Raw genomic sequence first — 16,649 nt, 5'->3', positions numbered from 1 at the left:
TGCCACTCATAAAATTCATTGACCAACATTTACTTTATTTATTAGTAGCCGGTAGCTTTTCAAAGCTTCATGGTGGTATACGTTTTTTACGCTTAGCCTTAAAATGAAGTTTTAACTCACAATATCCCCGATACACGGTTATAATTCCACAGTGATTATAGAATAAAAATGGACAAATACCGCATCTATGATATAGCTAACAATCATAGGAGAACACAGTATGGCACAAAAAATTTAGTACAGGATTAAAACAGCATGGGGTGAGTTATGCTTTATCTAATGTGCTTCTTTCATTAGCTGAAATCGCTAACCATTTAGGAATAGGTAAATCAACACGGGATAAATGAGGAGGATAACTTAATCCTAACAAAACCAGTAAACGTGAGCTAACCTTCTATTTCATATCGCCATAATCTGGTCATAGAATGGTTTTCTTTGTCATATTGAATGATTCTGCTGTATGCAAGAAAACGTTATATTTTCCTGATAAAAGAAAGCGCCCAAAAAGGCGCAGCATTCGTTGTTCTAAAAAACGTTACCAGATTCTATTAAAAAAGCTTAACTGAATGGTATTAAGTGTAAAAGTGGCTTTTTACTTCTTGAACAAGTATTAATGTTTAATTGCTTTCAATCACCACAGCTTTTTTAATATAAATAGGTTCAACAGGTACGTTTTGATGGGGTCCCATACGTTTAGTTGGAACAGCGACGATTTTATCGGCAACGTCCATCCCTTTAATTACTTTACCGAATACGGCATAGCCATATTGTTCTGGTGATTGGTAATTAAGAAAATCATTATTGACAACATTGATAAAAAATTGGCTAGTTGCACTGTTTATATCACTGGTTCTTGCCATTGCAATTGTGCCGCGCTCATTTTTTAAGCCATTATTCGCTTCATTTTTAATCGGTGGGTTATTGTCTTTGAATTTTAGTTGATCATCAGCACCACCACCTTGAATCATAAAACCAGGAATGACTCGGTGAAAAGTTAGATTTTCATAAAAACCACTATTAACATAATCAAGAAAGTTTTTCGTAGTGATCGGTGCGTGTTCGCTGTCTAATTCAAGTTCAATATCCCCCATGCTGGTTTGTAATAATACTTTGGTATCAGCTAAAGCAACGGTAGAAAATAAAGCGAGTAATGCTGTAATAAATAGCATTTTGATTTTTTCCATATATTAATTCCTTTATCCTGTGGAAGTTGGCTGATTATACTGGATATTTGATTATTATAAATAACTATTATGAAAAATTAGGTAATTTTTTGTGTTGTAACTCGCAGAAGTATTTTCTTGTATACAACGAAAGTAATATTCCTATTGTATTAATGTGCCTTGATAATTTCGAGTAGGCAAAGTGGCACTCTTATAGCCAATTGTTGTTTGGGGTTGCTACCGTTTTATATTAACACGTTATATTATCTGAAATTTTTTACAAACAGTTTATTAAATCTTATGCGATGTGTTTTGTGTGATATGCCTTTATTTTTGCTCCATCATGGCATTTGTTGTCAGTGTGTTAAAAATCTACCTAAATTTTATAAGGTTTGTCATCGATGCTGTTTACCGCATTCTTTATCGACTGATATCTGTTATCGATGTCGGGCAAAGCAACCGCACTGGGATGAGTTGATAGCTGTGTCTGATTATATTAATCCATTAAAAAAATTGGTTCATCATTTTAAGTTCTACAGTAAAATTGAATTAAATATTGCATTGGCAAGATTAATGTTTTTGGCATGGTATCAACGACGAGAAGCAGGTGCTTTAATTAAACCTGATTTGGTGACTTGTGTGCCGTTACATCACATTCGCTACTGGTCTAGAGGTTTTAATCAAGCCGAGTTATTGGCAAAACCGATTGCTAGATGGCTAAATTGTGATTTTTACCCTCATTTGCTATCTCGTAAGCAAAATTTACGTGATCAAAAAAATCTATCTCTTACCGAAAGAATTACGAATGTCGAAACACTTTTTATGTGTCGCCAAGATCTCTCGCACAAATCGGTAATGCTTATTGATGATATTGTCACAACTGGTAATACAATTAATGCCATTAGCCAACAATTAAAAAAATGTGGTGCAACAAGCGTTCATGTTGTTTGTTTGTGCCGTACAGTATTGTAAAATCCTAAACAATCCCTATAATAACCAAGAAAGTTAGTCAACTATTATAATAAATGATGTTAGGTCTATTTGTACCTAATTACATTACTGTGAGGGGTTATGTCTATTATCACTATTTCTGAATCAGCTCAACAGCACTTTAAAAAATTGCTTGCTAATCAACCTGATGGAACACAAATTCGAGTATTTGTTATTAACCCAGGTACACCAAGCGCAGAATGTGGGGTTTCATATTGTCCAGCTGATACAGTAGAAGATAGCGATATAGAAGAGAAATTTAATGATTTTTCAGTTTTTATCGATGATATTAGTGCACCATTTTTAGAAGAAACTGTCATTGATTATGTGACTGATGAGTTAGGGTCACAATTGACATTAAAAGCGCCAAACTCGAAAATGAAAAAGGTGGCTGATGATGCCCCATTAATTGAACGCGTTAATTATGTGATTCAAGCTCAAGTTAACCCACAATTGGCAAACCATGGTGGGCATGTGAGCTTAGTTGAATTGACAGAAGATAACTATGCTATATTGCAATTTGGTGGTGGTTGTAATGGTTGCTCAATGGTTGATTACACTTTAAAAGAAGGCATTGAGAAACAATTAATGGCAGAGTTTCCTGAACTGGCAGGTGTTAGAGATATTACAGAACACCAAGCTGGCGCCCATTCTTTTTGCTAAATTTGAAAGAAAATAATTTTTACTTAGACCTTGCTTATTGCTAGGATTAAGTCATAATCGGTTGATGTTTGCCATTTGACATTATGATGGGGTTTTATGAATCAAGTTAGTATTATTTCAGATCTTATCGTTTGGATTGAAAGGAATTTGGAACAACCATTATCTATTGATCATGTTGCACGAAAATCAGGTTATTCAAAATGGCACTTACAACGCATGTTTAAAGAAGTTACTGGTCAGGTTCTTGGTACTTATATTCGTCATCGCCGTTTAACTTATGCAGCGCTTGCTTTACGTATGACAAGTAAGCCTATTTTAGATATTGCAATGCAATATCGTTTTGATTCTCAGCAAACATTTACCCGATCTTTTAAAAAACAATTTAATGAAACGCCAGCAAGTTATCGTCGAGGAGAATATTGGGATCCTACAGGGTTAACACCAGCTATTGAGCTAAATAAAAATCAGCTTTTATTGCCTGAGCCAAAATTTGTTAATATGCCAAAACAAACTTTTTGGGGAATTACCTATAAAAATAATTGTACATTAAGTCGATTGCTAGATGAAGAAATTAAACTCCGAGAGCAGTTTTTTAATAATTATTTATCTCGCTGTACACACAAAAATCAGAATCTACCCGATAAAATTTATGCATTTAATCAGATCTTAAAAAGTAAAGATAATGACAATGAGCGAGATCTTTTTTATACCATTGCCTTAGATCAGAATAATAATCTTGAGTACATAGAACAATTTGTAAGTGAGGGTGGTTTATATCTTTGTTTTAAATATATTGGCGCTCCTGATGAGTTTAGAGATTTTATTTCGCAAGTGCATTTAGCCGCGATGCCAGCGTTAAAGGTACGTTTGCGCAGTTCCAGTTGTGTAATTGAAATTCATCATAATCATCATAATGACATTACTGAATCGATTAAGAATATTACACATATGGAGTGTGATTATTGTGTGCCGGTTGTCACAGAAAGTGAAGTCAATATCCAACCAAATTTATAGCGACTAAATGTGTTATAACCAGATCTAAAAAGCAGTAGATAGATATTGACCGATGTATTTAGTTATCTGAGTTTAGTAAAATATTTTCTAACCATTTTTTGAATTCTGGAGTTGCCTCTTTAAGGCTATTTGATCCCCTAGTTACTGTTGCAATCCCAATTTTAAGTTGCTCTTTGAGCTGGCGCTGATTGGTTGAACCATCAAGTAATGAATGTATAATTTTAACGCGAGTAATTAAAGCGTCGCGTTCATCAGCAGTCATTAATAACTTTAATATATCAAGTGAATAACCATCGTTAAATGCTTGGTGTAATAGTTCAACGGTTTGTTTCCATTCTTTAGTTTTCATTGTAATCACCATTAATATTGTTGATTAAATTCATTGGGATTAAGAATATTGACATCTTTCTTTCCTAAGATTGTTTGATAAATATAATCATATACCAATACGTTTTTTACGTAATTACGTGTCTCTGTAAACGGTATGCTTTCAATAAATGCGACTGCGTCAAGTTTACCATTACTGTTATTAAGCCATTTTTTTACACGATTAGGGCCAGCATTATAAGCTGCTGAAGATAATATACGATTATTACTATTTTGTAGGTAAACGGTATTTAGGTAAGAAGTGCCTAATTCTATATTGGTTTTAGGATCAAACAATTGTGCCGATGAGACATAAGTCACTGTATCTACTTTTTTAGCTGTTTCTTTTGCTGTCGCTGGCATTAATTGCATTAACCCGCGAGCACCAGCTGGCGATTTGGCGGTGCTATTAAGAGCACTTTCTTGACGAGATATCGCTAAAGCATAAGAAAGCGGAATACTTTTATTTTTTAATGCATTGTTATATAAGTCTTTATACATAACGGGTAAACGTTCCGTCCAGTTATTCCAAAGCTTGCCAACAATGGTTGCTTGAATGCTAAGATCTCCCCATCCTTTTTGTAAGGCATATTGAGATAATGCTAAGTATTCACTTTTATTTGTTTGGTGATTCAACATATAACGCCATTCGTTACTTAATTCTGATACCATACCAAAATAACGTAATTCGTTAATTCTTTTTACATAAGGTTGATTGTCATATTTGGCTTTTAATGTTGATATTTCTGCTTGTGTAATTTTTGGCGACTGGTTTTTAAGTAAATAAGGTTGGTTAAGTGTTTGTGCACTTATCATGCCATAAAATCCACGTTTGTTTGTGAGCGCTTGTAAAATTTTATTAGCTTCATTTTTTTGTTTATTATTGAGTAATACTCGAGCTTGCCAGTATTGCCATTCTTCTTTTAATTGATCTTCTGGTGATAATTGCGCTAGCCAATAGGCAATATCAGAAAAGTTATAGGCATCTATGGCAAGGCGGATACGCTTTTCGACCAATGCCGTATCATGATACTTAGTAATATAGCTATCACGCCATTTTATTTGTTCATTAGTAGCGGAATCTTTAAAGTAGCTGTTGGCTAAACTCTTTTGTAATTCAGCTTGCTCTACTTCAGTTAACGCCTGCTGTTTAACTAATTTTGGCAATAACAATGCAGCTAAATTCATATCAGTTTTTACTAAGCGAGGGAATGATGCTAAGACTACTTTTTTAGTGAAGGTGCTAGCTTTAATATTTTTTGAAAAATCCTCTAACTTTTTTGGATTATCAAGTACAGCGAGCAAATTAATTTTAGTTGTTTTGTTGTTGTCATCAAGTAGGTTAGTTAGATGTTTGGCCAATTTTAAATTATTTGCTTCAATAGCAAGTTCAATGCGTAATAGTATTAAATTAGCTGTTCGTTTACCTGCTTGAGTCCAAGCGTTGATTAATGGATCACATGCAGAAGGGAGCTCTTTGCCAGTCTTCCAAAGTGATTCGATAGTACTGAAGGTAGCTTGGTTATTTCCTTGTTGTAGTAATGCATACTGATAGCGACAATTAGAGAGAATAGAATTATCTTTTGGGAAAGAAACGATTGAATTCCAGTCTTGACGAGAACTTAGTTCTGTTAGATAAGATTGTATTAGTGAGTCTGTTAATGGAAAGTCCTTATATTGGCTAACAAAGTCACTTACCATTTCAGGTGAAACCAATTTGATATTTTTTTGAAAAAACTGTACAGCAGCATAAGGATATAATGGATAATTTTTTATGCTAGAAAGCAATATTTGTTGGTCTTCAAAATTAAGCGATTGATAGGAATTAAGCCATTTTTGATAATGTTCTCGTTGCTCCTTTTGCGACCTGTCTGCGTAAACACTACCTGTGTAAATACTACATGCACAAAGTAGACATATTATTAAAAAATAACGTAATACTAATTTCATCCCTTAACTCCTATATTAATTTAGTTCGTTAGATTAGCATATTCTGTTACGATTCGTCGATAATCAACTAACGGCTTAATTCCTACTAAAATACTCAACTAAATACTTGACTAAATTAAACGGATATATACAATAAAGCGATAACGCATAGGGGAATGATTAATGAAATTGACATCAAAAGGACGATATGCGGTGACAGCAATGCTTGATGTTGCATTACATGCTGATTCAGGGCCTGTATCACTTGCAGAGATTTCAGAACGTCAAGAAATTTCACTTTCTTATCTTGAACAATTGTTTGCTCGTTTACGTAAAAATGGCTTAGTACAGAGTGTTAGAGGTCCTGGTGGCGGTTATATATTGAGTCGCTCTATGGATCAAATTGCGATTAGCTCAATTGTTAAAGCTGTTGATGAGACAGTGCATGCAACAAAATGCCATGGGCAAGATGGATGCCAAGGTGGTGTGAGATGTTTAACTCACACATTGTGGAATGAACTAAGTGAGCGGATTGAGGACTTTTTAACTAGCATTACGTTAAGTGAATTGGTTAATGATAAAGAAGTTAAAGCCGTTGCTAGCCGACAAAGTAATATACAACACGTTCAGATCAATTAATAAAAATAGAATATAGAATTTGTCATTGGGAGTGATTAATGAAACTACCTATTTATATGGATTATGCAGCGACAACCCCTGTTGATCCTCGAGTTGCTGAAAAAATGATGCAGTATTTAACCCTTGATGGGGTTTTTGGTAACCCAGCATCTCGTTCTCATAAATTTGGTTGGCAAGCGGAAGAAGCAGTTGATATTGCCCGCAATCAAATTGCTGATCTTATTGGTGCTGATTCACGAGAAATTGTTTTTACATCTGGTGCAACCGAGGCGGATAATTTAGCGATCAAAGGCGCTGCTCATTTTAATCAAGCAAAAGGTAAGCACATTATTACTTGTAAAACTGAGCACAAAGCTGTGCTTGATACTTGTCGCCAGCTTGAGCGAGAAGGTTATGAAGTAACTTATTTAGCTCCGGAATCTAATGGTATTCTTGATCTAGATAAGCTTGCTGCTGCAATGCGTAGTGATACAACTGTTGTATCTATTATGCATGTTAATAATGAAACTGGTGTTATTCAAGACATCGAGAAAATTGGTGAAATGTGCCGTGAACGGGGCATTGTCTTTCATGTTGATGCAACACAATCTGTAGGTAAATTACCCATTGATGTGGCCAAGTTAAAAGTTGATTTAATGTCATTTTCTGGTCATAAGATTTATGGCCCAAAAGGAATTGGTGGACTTTATGTAAGACGTAAACCTCGTGTGCGAATTGAAGCGCAAATGCATGGCGGTGGTCATGAGCGGGGTATGCGCTCAGGCACGTTACCTGTGCACCAAATTGTCGGCATGGGTGAAGCGTACCATATAGCCAAAGAAGAAATGGCAGCTGAAATGCCTCGCCTTTTAGCGCTAAAAAATCGTTTATGGAATGGGTTAAAAGATATCGAAGAAGTTTACCTTAATGGTTCTTTGGAACACAGTGTACCAAATATTTTAAATGTGAGTTTCGCGTATGTTGAAGGTGAATCGCTTATGATGGCTTTAAAGGATTTAGCGGTTTCATCTGGTTCGGCGTGTACATCAGCGAGCTTAGAGCCTTCTTATGTGCTACGTGCATTAGGGCTTAATGATGAGCTTGCACATAGCTCAATTCGTTTTTCATTGGGTCGATTTAGTACTGAAGAAGAAGTGGACTATGTGATTAAATTAATTAAAAATTCTATTGATAAATTAAGAGATTTATCGCCACTTTGGGAAATGTTTAAAGATGGTGTTGATTTAACAAAAATTAAATGGTCAGCCCATTAATATTAGGAGCAAATTATGGCATACAGTGAAAAAGTTGTTGATCATTATGAAAACCCTCGTAATGTAGGTTCTTTTGATCAAAATGATCCTAATGTCGGTAGTGGCATGGTTGGGGCGCCTGCGTGTGGCGATGTAATGCGTTTACAAATCAAAGTGAATGATAATGGCATTATTGAGGACGCTAAGTTTAAAACCTATGGTTGTGGTAGCGCAATTGCATCAAGCTCTTTAGTAACCGAATGGATTAAAGGTAAATCATTAGATGAGGCCGAAGCGATTAAAAATACGGATATTGCTGAAGAGTTGGCTTTACCGCCTGTTAAAATTCACTGCTCGATCTTAGCCGAAGATGCGATTAAAGCAGCAATTGATGACTATAAAACGAAAAAAGGACAACGTTAATGGCAATCACATTGACTAATAGCGCTGCTGATCGTGTTCAAGCTTTTCTGGCTAATCGTGGAAAAGGTGTTGGATTACGATTAGGTGTTAAAACATCCGGTTGCTCAGGTATGGCCTATGTTTTAGAGTTTGCCGATGTGATTAATGATGATGATAGTGTTTTTGAAGATAAACATGTCAAAGTTATCGTGGATAAAAAGAGCTTAGTTTATATTGATGGTACTGAACTTGATTTTGTTAAAGAAGGATTAAATGAAGGTTTCAAGTTTAATAATCCTAATACAAAGCACGAATGCGGTTGTGGCGAAAGCTTTAATGTGTAGTTGGACTAGTTATGGTTAATTACTTCGAGCTATTCAATTTACCACCTCAATTACCGGTGGATGTAGCGCTGTTAACAACTCATTATCAGCAGTTACAACGGCAATACCATCCAGACAATTTTGCTGTTGCAACCGATAGTGATAAAGTGGCAATTGTGCAAAAATCAGCAGCGATTAATGATGGTTATCAAATCTTAAAAAATCCAATTAAAGCTGCGGAATATTATCTATCTTTGCAAGGTTTTGATGTTGCCACAGAAAAAAATATCATTCATGATGCCGATTTTTTAATGGAGCAATTTGCTTTACGTGAGAAGCTTGATAGTATTGAAAACCAAGCTAATTTTCAAGCATTAGATGACTTTCATAAAGAAATTATCGAACGTGAAAAAATGGTATATAACCAACTATTACAACTCATAGTAAAACAAGACATAGTAAAACAAGATTGGCAAAGTGCGCTTAATCAAATCTATAAGCTTCGTTATCTAGCTCGATTGATTGAACAAATCGAAAAGTTACAAGACAAACAATTTGATTTATAATTTACGATAAGTGATGAATCAATAGAGATAGATTAAATGATATTATTACAAATTAGTGAACCAGGACAAACACCAATGCCACATCAGCGTCGCATTGCAGTGGGTATCGATCTTGGTACAACTAATTCACTCGTAGCAACGGTTCGTAGTGGGCAAGCCGAGGTTTTACCCGATTTGCAAGGTGATTCATTGTTGCCATCGGTTGTACATTACGGCGTTGATCATGATGATAACCCTGTTATTACCATTGGTAAATATGCCAAATCCAATGCTATAAATGATCCTCAAAATACGGTTAGTTCTGTTAAACGATTAATGGGCAGAAGTTTAGCAGATATAGAACAATCCCATTTTCCTTATACCTTTTCGCAAACAGAAAGTGGTGTCCCGTTATTAAATCTGCCTAATGGTCAGGTCAATCCAGTACAAGTCTCTGCTGATATCTTGATTGCACTCGCCGAACGAGCAAGAGAAAGTTTAAACGGTGAAATTGACGGTGCTGTGATAACTGTGCCAGCTTACTTTGATGATGCCCAAAGACAAGCAACTAAAGATGCAGCAAAATTAGCTGGTTTACATGTGCTTCGCTTATTAAATGAACCAACTGCCGCCGCCATTGCTTATGGCTTAGATTCTAAAAAAGAAGGGGTCATTGCTGTTTATGATTTAGGTGGCGGAACTTTTGATATTTCGATTCTTCGCCTAAATAAAGGCGTTTTTGAAGTGCTAGCAACCAGCGGTGATTCTGCTCTTGGTGGCGATGATTTTGATAGGTTGCTTGCTGATTATATAAAAAAGGAATTTGGATTAACCGATAATATAGATCCTATTATTAATCAAAATATTAGTAATCAAGCGACGGATATAAAAATATTATTGAGCAATGAAGATGTTGCTATATTTACACTTAATAATCAATCATTAACTATTACTCGTCAGCATTTTCAACAATTAATAGAGCCATTAGTTAAACGCACTTTGGCTGTTTGCCGTCGGGCGTTAAAAGATGCGCAAATAGGCGTGGATGAAGTGCTTGAAGTCGTTATGGTTGGTGGTTCTACTCGCGTACCGTTAGTAAGAGAATTAGTTGGTGATTATTTTAAAACCCAGCCGTTAACGTCTATTGATCCAGATAAAGTTGTTGCTGTTGGAGCTGCCATTCAAGCGGATATATTAGTAGGGAATAAATCTGATTCTGATATGTTGCTACTTGACGTTATTCCATTGTCTTTAGGGATTGAAACTATGGGGGAATTGGTCGAAAAGATTATTCCTCGTAATAGCACTATTCCATGTGCAAGAGCGCAAGAATTTACCACTTTTAAAGATGGTCAAACAGCCATGATGATTCATGTTTTGCAAGGTGAGCGTGAAAGTGTTGCCGACTGTCGCTCCTTAGCTCGGTTTACGTTAAGGGGAATTCCTGCTATGCCTGCTGGTGGTGCACATATACGGGTGACATTTCAAGTTGATGCCGATGGTTTATTAAGTGTTACAGCGATGGAAAAATCAACTGGTGTAGAAGCTGCAATTCAGGTTAAGCCTTCTTACGGTCTGACCGATAAAGAGATTGCGACCATGATTCAAGATTCAATTAGTCATGCACAGCAAGATAAACAAGCCAGAATGCTTGCTGAAAAAAGAGTTGAAGCGGCACGCGTGCTAGAGAGTTTACAAGGCGCTTTAGACAAAGATGCTGATTTATTAAACGATAGCGAACTTAGCCAAATTTTAATCGCTCAGCGCCAATTGCAAATAGCACGTGAGTCAGATAATAGTGATGCAATTGAAAAGCACATTAAAATTGTTGATAGTGTGACACAAGATTTTGCCGCTAGACGAATGGATAGGTCAATCCATCGTGCCTTAGCAGGCCATAAAGTTGATGATATTTAACTAACGAGATTATTATGCCAAAAATTACTTTTTTACCCAATGCCGATCTTTGCCCTGAAGGAAAAACTGTTGAAGCGCAGGAAGGTGAATCTATTTTAGACGTGGCATTGCGCAATGATATTGAAATCGAGCATGCTTGTGAGATGTCCTGTGCTTGTTCTACATGTCACTGTATTGTTCGTAAAGGGTTCGAGTCACTTGAGGAAAGTGATGAGCAAGAAGATGATATGTTAGATAAAGCCTGGGGAGTTGAGCCTCATAGCCGTTTAAGTTGTCAAGCTCGTGTAGCGAATGAAGATCTAGAAGTCGAAATTCCAAGATATAGCCTTAATCACGCCAAAGAAGATCATTAATTAATAGTCAGAATGATTACCTATCTATAATTTGATGTAAAGAATAATATTAAGCTTGGTGATTCGTTTTAAATTTCATAATTTTGAACCGATAATCAAGCGAACAGCCATATCTTTCGATTCTAAATATCTGTATTTATTTCTTGCCGTTAGTTAATTAACAGAGTATAATCAGCCCACTTTGTTTATTGCCTTTATATAAACAAATGATGAAAAGATATAATTTCTACAACAGAAAATAGCTAATTATATCGACAATACTCCCGATTTGGGGGTTACGAAAAAGAACGGATTACACTCTCCTGTCAATCGAAACAGGGAAAGAGGAGTAGTCTTTTGTTATAACTTTTAAATAATGGAGCTCTGGTCTCATGTCGAACCAAAGAATCCGTATCCGGTTAAAAGCGTTTGATCATCGTTTGATTGATCAATCAACTGCTGAAATTGTAGAAACTGCGAAGCGCACAGGTGCGCAGGTTCGTGGTCCTATTCCATTACCGACACGCAAAGAGCGTTTTACTGTATTGATCTCTCCGCACGTTAACAAAGATGCGCGTGATCAGTATGAGATTCGCACTCATAAGCGTCTAGTTGATATTGTTGAGCCAACTGAAAAAACAGTTGATGCTTTAATGCGTCTAGATCTTGCTGCCGGTGTTGATGTGCAGATCAGTTTAGGTTAATCCTAGGCTGAATGATTGAGAGGTCGAAACAATGATTGGTTTAATCGGTCGTAAAGTAGGAATGACACGAATCTTCACTGAAGAGGGTGTTTCTATTCCTGTCACCGTAGTAGAAGTTCAAAGTAATCGTATTACTCAAGTTAAAACCCTTGAGAATGATGGTTATCAAGCTATTCAGGTTACTACTGGCAGTAAAAAAGCAAGCCGCGTAAATAAACCTGAAGCAGGTCATTTCGCTAAGGCTGGCGTTGAAGCTGGTCGTGGTCTATGGGAATTCCGTTTTGAAGAAGGTGAATTTACTGTAGGTCAAAGTATTAACGTTGATATTTTTACTGACGTTAAAAAAGTTGATGTTACTGGAACATCTAAAGGTAAAGGTTTTGCTGGCGTGACTAAACGTTGGAATTTCCGTACTCAAGATGCGACTCATGGTAACTCTTTGGCACACCGTGGTCATGGCTCTATTGGTCAAAACCAAACTCCGGGTAAAGTGTTTAAAGGTCGTAAAATGGCAGGTCACTTAGGTAATGAACGTGTAACAGTTCAAAACTTAGATATTGTGCGTGTTGATGCAGAACGTAACCTTTTATTAATTAAAGGTGCAGTTCCTGGTGCAATCAATAGTGACGTAATTGTTAAACCGGCAATCAAGGCTTAACGTCGAGGAGATAGAGATGGAATTAGTAGTAAGAGACGCGCAAGCGCTTTCTGTTTCCGAAACTACCTTCGGACGTGAGTTTAATGAAGCGTTAGTTCACCAAGTAGTTGTTGCTTATGCATCTGCTGCTCGTCAAGGCTCACGCGCACAAAAAACTCGTGCAGAAATCGCTGGTTCAGGTAAAAAACCATGGCGTCAAAAAGGCACTGGTCGTGCTCGTTCAGGTTCTATTAAGAGCCCAATTTGGCGTAGTGGTGGTGTAACATTTGCAGCAAAACCACAAGATCATAGCCAAAAAGTTAACCGTAAAATGTATCGTGGTGCATTAAAGAGTATTTTCTCTGAATTAGTGCGTCAAGAACGTTTAGTTGTGGTTGAAACATTTACTGTTGAAGCACCTAAGACTAAATTATTAACTCAGAAATTGAATGATATGAATCTTAATGATGTTCTTATTATCGCTTCTGAAGTTGATGAAAATCTTTTCTTAGCAGCACGTAACTTGCATAAAGTTGATGTGCGTGATGTAGCAGGTATTGATCCAGTTAGTTTGATTGCATTTGACAAAGTGGTTATCACTGTTGATGCCGTTAAACAAGTAGAGGAGATGTTAGCATGATTCGTGAAGAGCGTCTGCTTAAAGTCCTGCGAGCACCACATGTTTCTGAAAAAGCATCTATTTCAATGGAAAAAACAAATACATTAGTATTGAAAGTTGCTAAAGATGCTACTAAGAGAGAGATTAAAGCCGCAGTTGAACAACTATTTGAAGTTAAAGTAGATGACGTTAATACACTTGTTGTTAAAGGCAAAGTTAAACGTCGTGGTCAACAAATCGGTCGCCGTAGCGACTGGAAAAAAGCTTACGTTACTTTAGCAGAAGGTCAAAATTTAGACCTTGCTGGCGTCGCTGAGTAATTCGGAGGAGTAAGAACAATGGCAGTTGTTAAGTGTAAACCTACATCTCCGGGTCGTCGCCACGTTGTTAAAGTGGTTAACCCAGAGTTGCATAAAGGTAAGCCTTATGCACCGTTGCTTGATTCAAAAAGCAAAACTGGTGGTCGCAATAATAATGGTCGAATCACTACCCGTCATATCGGTGGTGGTCATAAGCAACATTATCGTATTGTCGACTTTAAGCGTAATAAAGATGGTATTCCAGCAGTTGTTGAACGTTTGGAATATGATCCAAACCGTAGTGCAAATATTGCATTGGTTTTATATAAAGACGGTGAACGTCGTTATATTTTAGCGCCTAAAGGCTTAAAAGCAGGTGATCAGATCCAATCTGGTGTTGATGCATCAATTAAAACAGGTAACTGTTTACCAATGCGCAATATTCCAGTCGGTTCTACCGTGCATAACATTGAAATGAAACCAGGTAAAGGCGGACAACTTGCTCGCTCGGCTGGTAGCTATGTGCAAATCGTTGCACGTGATGGTGCTTATGTAACATTACGTCTACGTTCAGGTGAAATGCGTAAAGTATTATCTGATTGCCGCGCCACTATTGGTGAAGTGGGTAACTCAGAACATATGCTTCGCGTACTAGGTAAAGCGGGTGCAACGCGTTGGCGTGGTGTTCGTCCTACTGTTCGTGGTACAGCAATGAACCCGGTAGACCATCCACATGGTGGTGGTGAAGGTCGTAACTTTGGTAAACATCCTGTGTCTCCATGGGGTCAAAAAGCCAAAGGATTGAAAACGCGTAGCAACAAACGTACTGATAAGTATATTGTTCGCCGTCGCAATAAGAAATAATTAATATAGAGGATTAGCTATGCCACGTTCTCTCAAGAAGGGTCCTTTTATTGACCTACACTTGCTGAAGAAGGTAGAGAAAGCGGTGGAAAGCGGGGACAAGAAACCAATTCGTACTTGGTCCCGTCGTTCAACGATCTTTCCTAACATGATCGGTTTGACCATCGCTGTCCATAATGGTCGTCAGCACGTTCCAGTTTATGTTTCCGATGAAATGGTTGGTCATAAATTGGGTGAATTCGCGCCGACTCGTACTTATCGCGGTCACGCAGCTGATAAGAAAGCTAAGAAGAAATAAGTAGGAGAAAGAGATGGAAACAATTGCAAAGTACCGCCACGCTCGTTCTTCTGCACAAAAAGTTCGCTTAGTTGCAGATCTTGTTCGCGGTAAGAAAGTGTCTCAGGCACTAGATATTTTAACGTACACCAATAAAAAAGCGGCTGTACTTGTTAAAAAAGTATTAGAGTCTGCTATTGCTAATGCAGAGCATAACGATGGTGCTGATATTGATGATCTAAAAGTTGCGAAAATTTTCGTAGACGAAGGTCCAACCATGAAGCGCATTATGCCTCGTGCGAAAGGTCGTGCAGATCGAATTTTGAAGCGTACGAGTCACATCACCGTGATCGTCTCAGATCGCTAGGCTGGAGAATAGCAATGGGTCAAAAAGTAAATCCAAATGGTATCCGATTAGGCATTGTCAAGCCTTGGACATCTACATGGTATTCGGGTACAAAGACATTCGCTGATAATTTAGAAAGTGATTTTAGAGTGCGTGAATTCTTAAATAAAGAATTAGCTCAAGCGTCAATCTCTAAAATTGTGATCGACCGTTCAGCAGAAACTAACGTTCGAATTACTATTCACACCGCTCGTCCAGGGATTGTGATTGGTAAAAAAGGTGAGGACGTTGAAAAATTACGTAATGCCGTAGCTTCTATTGTCAATAAATATAAAGACAAAAAAGAGAAGCGTGATGTTGCGGTACAAATTAATATTGCAGAAGTTCGCAAACCAGAACTTGATGCAAAATTAGTTGCTGACAGCATTACTTCTCAGTTAGAACGCCGTGTTATGTTCCGTCGTGCTATGAAACGTGCGGTACAAAACGCAATGAAAGCGGGTGCTAAAGGTATCAAAGTTGAAGTAAGTGGTCGTTTAGGCGGCGCTGAAATTGCTCGCAGTGAGTGGTACCGTGAAGGTCGTGTGCCTTTACATACCTTACGAGCTGATATCGACTATGGATTGTCTGAAGCATTAACTACCTATGGTATTATTGGTGTTAAAGTGTGGATCTTCAAAGGTGAGATCCTTGGTGGTATGGCTGCCGTTGAACAAGCAGAAAAACAACCTGCTGCTCAACCGAAAAAGCAGCGCAAAGGCCGAAAACAATAAGGAGCGTCGCTGATGTTACAACCAAAGCGTACAAAATTCCGTAAAGTGCACAAGGGCCGCAATCGTGGTCTTGCTGTAAGTACTGATGTTAGTTTCGGTACATTCGGTCTTAAGGCTGTAGGTCGTGGTCGTTTGACTGCGCGCCAGATCGAAGCGGCACGTCGTGCAATGACTCGTGCAGTTAAGCGTCAAGGTAAAATCTGGATTCGAGTTTTCCCTGATAAACCAATTACTGAAAAACCACTTGCAGTGCGTATGGGTAAAGGTAAGGGTAACGTTGAATACTGGGTTGCTCAGATTCAACCAGGTAAAGTCCTTTATGAAATGGACGGTGTACCGGAAGAAGTTGCTCGTGAAGCATTTGCGTTGGCAGCTGCAAAACTGCCAATTAAAACCACCTTTGTGATTAAGACGGTGATGTAAATGAAAGCAAAAGAGCTACGCGAAAAAAGCGTTGAAGAGTTAAATACTGAACTTCTTAATTTATTACGTGAGCAATTTAACTTACGTATGCAATTAACTGGAGGTCAGTTAACACAGACTCATATGTTAAAACAAGTGCGTCGTAATATTGCACGTGTTAAAACGTTATTAACTGAGAAGGCGGGTGCGTAA

At 37.5% G+C, this 16,649-nt stretch carries 23 protein-coding genes; 20 read left to right on the top strand and 3 right to left on the bottom strand.

Features of this window, described 5'->3' with window-relative positions:
* Positions 1-617: 617 nt before the first annotated feature.
* Complete coding sequence (locus tag A9G45_RS08595) at positions 618-1,169, bottom strand: peptidylprolyl isomerase (RefSeq protein WP_255307135.1); 552 nt, start codon at positions 1,167-1,169, stop codon at positions 618-620.
* A gap of 315 nt (positions 1,170-1,484) precedes the next feature.
* Between A9G45_RS08595 and A9G45_RS08590 the strand changes: the two genes are divergently transcribed.
* The 3 genes from A9G45_RS08590 to robA all read left to right on the top strand — a co-directional run bounded on the left by A9G45_RS08590 (position 1,485) and on the right by robA (position 3,830).
* The gene (locus A9G45_RS08590; RefSeq protein ID WP_176701814.1) at positions 1,485-2,135 is read left to right on the top strand and encodes a phosphoribosyltransferase family protein; all 651 of its coding nucleotides are present in this window, start codon (positions 1,485-1,487) and stop codon (positions 2,133-2,135) included.
* 105 nt (positions 2,136-2,240) lie between these two features.
* On the top strand, positions 2,241-2,816 hold the full coding sequence (gene nfuA / locus A9G45_RS08585) for a Fe-S biogenesis protein NfuA (RefSeq protein WP_065567189.1): 576 nt from the start codon (positions 2,241-2,243) through the stop codon (positions 2,814-2,816).
* Positions 2,817-2,912: 96 nt separating this feature from the next.
* On the top strand, positions 2,913-3,830 hold the full coding sequence (gene robA / locus A9G45_RS08580) for an MDR efflux pump AcrAB transcriptional activator RobA (RefSeq protein ID WP_065567168.1): 918 nt from the start codon (positions 2,913-2,915) through the stop codon (positions 3,828-3,830).
* Positions 3,831-3,888: 58 nt separating this feature from the next.
* Here robA and trpR read toward each other — a convergent pair whose 3' ends face one another.
* Positions 3,889-4,179, bottom strand: coding sequence for a trp operon repressor (gene trpR, locus A9G45_RS08575; RefSeq protein WP_218057077.1), 291 nt, complete (start codon positions 4,177-4,179; stop codon positions 3,889-3,891).
* Positions 4,180-4,190: 11 nt separating this feature from the next.
* Positions 4,191-6,146: a murein transglycosylase gene (gene sltY, locus A9G45_RS08570; RefSeq protein ID WP_065567166.1), complete on the bottom strand. Its 1,956-nt coding sequence runs from the start codon at positions 6,144-6,146 to the stop codon at positions 4,191-4,193.
* Positions 6,147-6,308: 162 nt separating this feature from the next.
* Between sltY and iscR the strand changes: the two genes are divergently transcribed.
* From iscR to rpmC, 17 genes are all read left to right on the top strand, one after another.
* On the top strand, positions 6,309-6,764 hold the full coding sequence (gene iscR / locus A9G45_RS08565) for a Fe-S cluster assembly transcriptional regulator IscR (protein WP_065567165.1): 456 nt from the start codon (positions 6,309-6,311) through the stop codon (positions 6,762-6,764).
* Positions 6,765-6,802: 38 nt separating this feature from the next.
* Entirely contained in the window at positions 6,803-8,017 is a 1,215-nt protein-coding gene (locus A9G45_RS08560) for an IscS subfamily cysteine desulfurase (protein ID WP_065567164.1), read from the top strand.
* A 15-nt stretch (positions 8,018-8,032) separates the two neighbouring features.
* Complete coding sequence (iscU, locus tag A9G45_RS08555; protein WP_065567163.1) at positions 8,033-8,419, top strand: Fe-S cluster assembly scaffold IscU; 387 nt, start codon at positions 8,033-8,035, stop codon at positions 8,417-8,419.
* Entirely contained in the window at positions 8,419-8,742 is a 324-nt protein-coding gene (gene iscA, locus A9G45_RS08550; protein WP_065561024.1) for an iron-sulfur cluster assembly protein IscA, read from the top strand. The genes iscU and iscA overlap by 1 nt, the downstream gene beginning before the upstream one ends.
* Positions 8,743-8,753: 11 nt before the next feature.
* On the top strand, positions 8,754-9,287 hold the full coding sequence (gene hscB / locus A9G45_RS08545; RefSeq protein ID WP_065567162.1) for a Fe-S protein assembly co-chaperone HscB: 534 nt from the start codon (positions 8,754-8,756) through the stop codon (positions 9,285-9,287).
* Between the two features lie 36 nt (positions 9,288-9,323).
* Complete coding sequence (gene hscA, locus A9G45_RS08540; protein ID WP_065567161.1) at positions 9,324-11,183, top strand: Fe-S protein assembly chaperone HscA; 1,860 nt, start codon at positions 9,324-9,326, stop codon at positions 11,181-11,183.
* 14 nt (positions 11,184-11,197) lie between these two features.
* The gene (fdx, locus tag A9G45_RS08535) at positions 11,198-11,536 is read left to right on the top strand and encodes an ISC system 2Fe-2S type ferredoxin (protein ID WP_065567160.1); all 339 of its coding nucleotides are present in this window, start codon (positions 11,198-11,200) and stop codon (positions 11,534-11,536) included.
* Positions 11,537-11,907: 371 nt separating this feature from the next.
* Positions 11,908-12,219, top strand: a complete 312-nt coding sequence (rpsJ, locus tag A9G45_RS08530; RefSeq protein ID WP_006120582.1) for a 30S ribosomal protein S10 — start codon at positions 11,908-11,910, stop codon at positions 12,217-12,219.
* 31 nt (positions 12,220-12,250) lie between these two features.
* Positions 12,251-12,877 (top strand): 50S ribosomal protein L3, encoded by a 627-nt coding sequence (gene rplC, locus A9G45_RS08525; protein WP_065567159.1) that lies wholly within the window; start codon positions 12,251-12,253, stop codon positions 12,875-12,877.
* 16 nt (positions 12,878-12,893) lie between these two features.
* Positions 12,894-13,496, top strand: a complete 603-nt coding sequence (gene rplD / locus A9G45_RS08520) for a 50S ribosomal protein L4 (RefSeq protein WP_065567158.1) — start codon at positions 12,894-12,896, stop codon at positions 13,494-13,496.
* Positions 13,493-13,795 carry a 50S ribosomal protein L23 gene (gene rplW / locus A9G45_RS08515; RefSeq protein WP_034885052.1) on the top strand — a complete coding sequence of 101 codons (303 nt, stop codon included), beginning with the start codon at positions 13,493-13,495 and terminating at the stop codon, positions 13,793-13,795. Before rplD ends, rplW begins: the two co-directional genes overlap by 4 nt.
* Positions 13,796-13,813: 18 nt before the next feature.
* Complete coding sequence (gene rplB / locus A9G45_RS08510; RefSeq protein WP_065558580.1) at positions 13,814-14,638, top strand: 50S ribosomal protein L2; 825 nt, start codon at positions 13,814-13,816, stop codon at positions 14,636-14,638.
* A 19-nt stretch (positions 14,639-14,657) separates the two neighbouring features.
* Positions 14,658-14,936 (top strand): 30S ribosomal protein S19, encoded by a 279-nt coding sequence (gene rpsS, locus A9G45_RS08505; protein ID WP_024496505.1) that lies wholly within the window; start codon positions 14,658-14,660, stop codon positions 14,934-14,936.
* Positions 14,937-14,949: 13 nt separating this feature from the next.
* Positions 14,950-15,282, top strand: a complete 333-nt coding sequence (rplV, locus tag A9G45_RS08500) for a 50S ribosomal protein L22 (RefSeq protein ID WP_034884235.1) — start codon at positions 14,950-14,952, stop codon at positions 15,280-15,282.
* Positions 15,283-15,296: 14 nt separating this feature from the next.
* Positions 15,297-16,034, top strand: a complete 738-nt coding sequence (rpsC, locus tag A9G45_RS08495; RefSeq protein WP_034884234.1) for a 30S ribosomal protein S3 — start codon at positions 15,297-15,299, stop codon at positions 16,032-16,034.
* 12 nt (positions 16,035-16,046) lie between these two features.
* On the top strand, positions 16,047-16,457 hold the full coding sequence (gene rplP, locus A9G45_RS08490) for a 50S ribosomal protein L16 (protein ID WP_034911153.1): 411 nt from the start codon (positions 16,047-16,049) through the stop codon (positions 16,455-16,457).
* Positions 16,458-16,649 carry a 50S ribosomal protein L29 gene (gene rpmC, locus A9G45_RS08485; RefSeq protein WP_065567157.1) on the top strand — a complete coding sequence of 64 codons (192 nt, stop codon included), beginning with the start codon at positions 16,458-16,460 and terminating at the stop codon, positions 16,647-16,649. It begins immediately after the preceding gene.

The sequence above is a fragment of the Gilliamella sp. HK2 genome (genome assembly GCF_001690265.1).
Taxonomy (GTDB): Bacteria; Pseudomonadota; Gammaproteobacteria; order Enterobacterales; family Orbaceae; genus Gilliamella; species Gilliamella apicola_C.
This window is presented reverse-complemented; position numbering and strand designations above follow the sequence as displayed.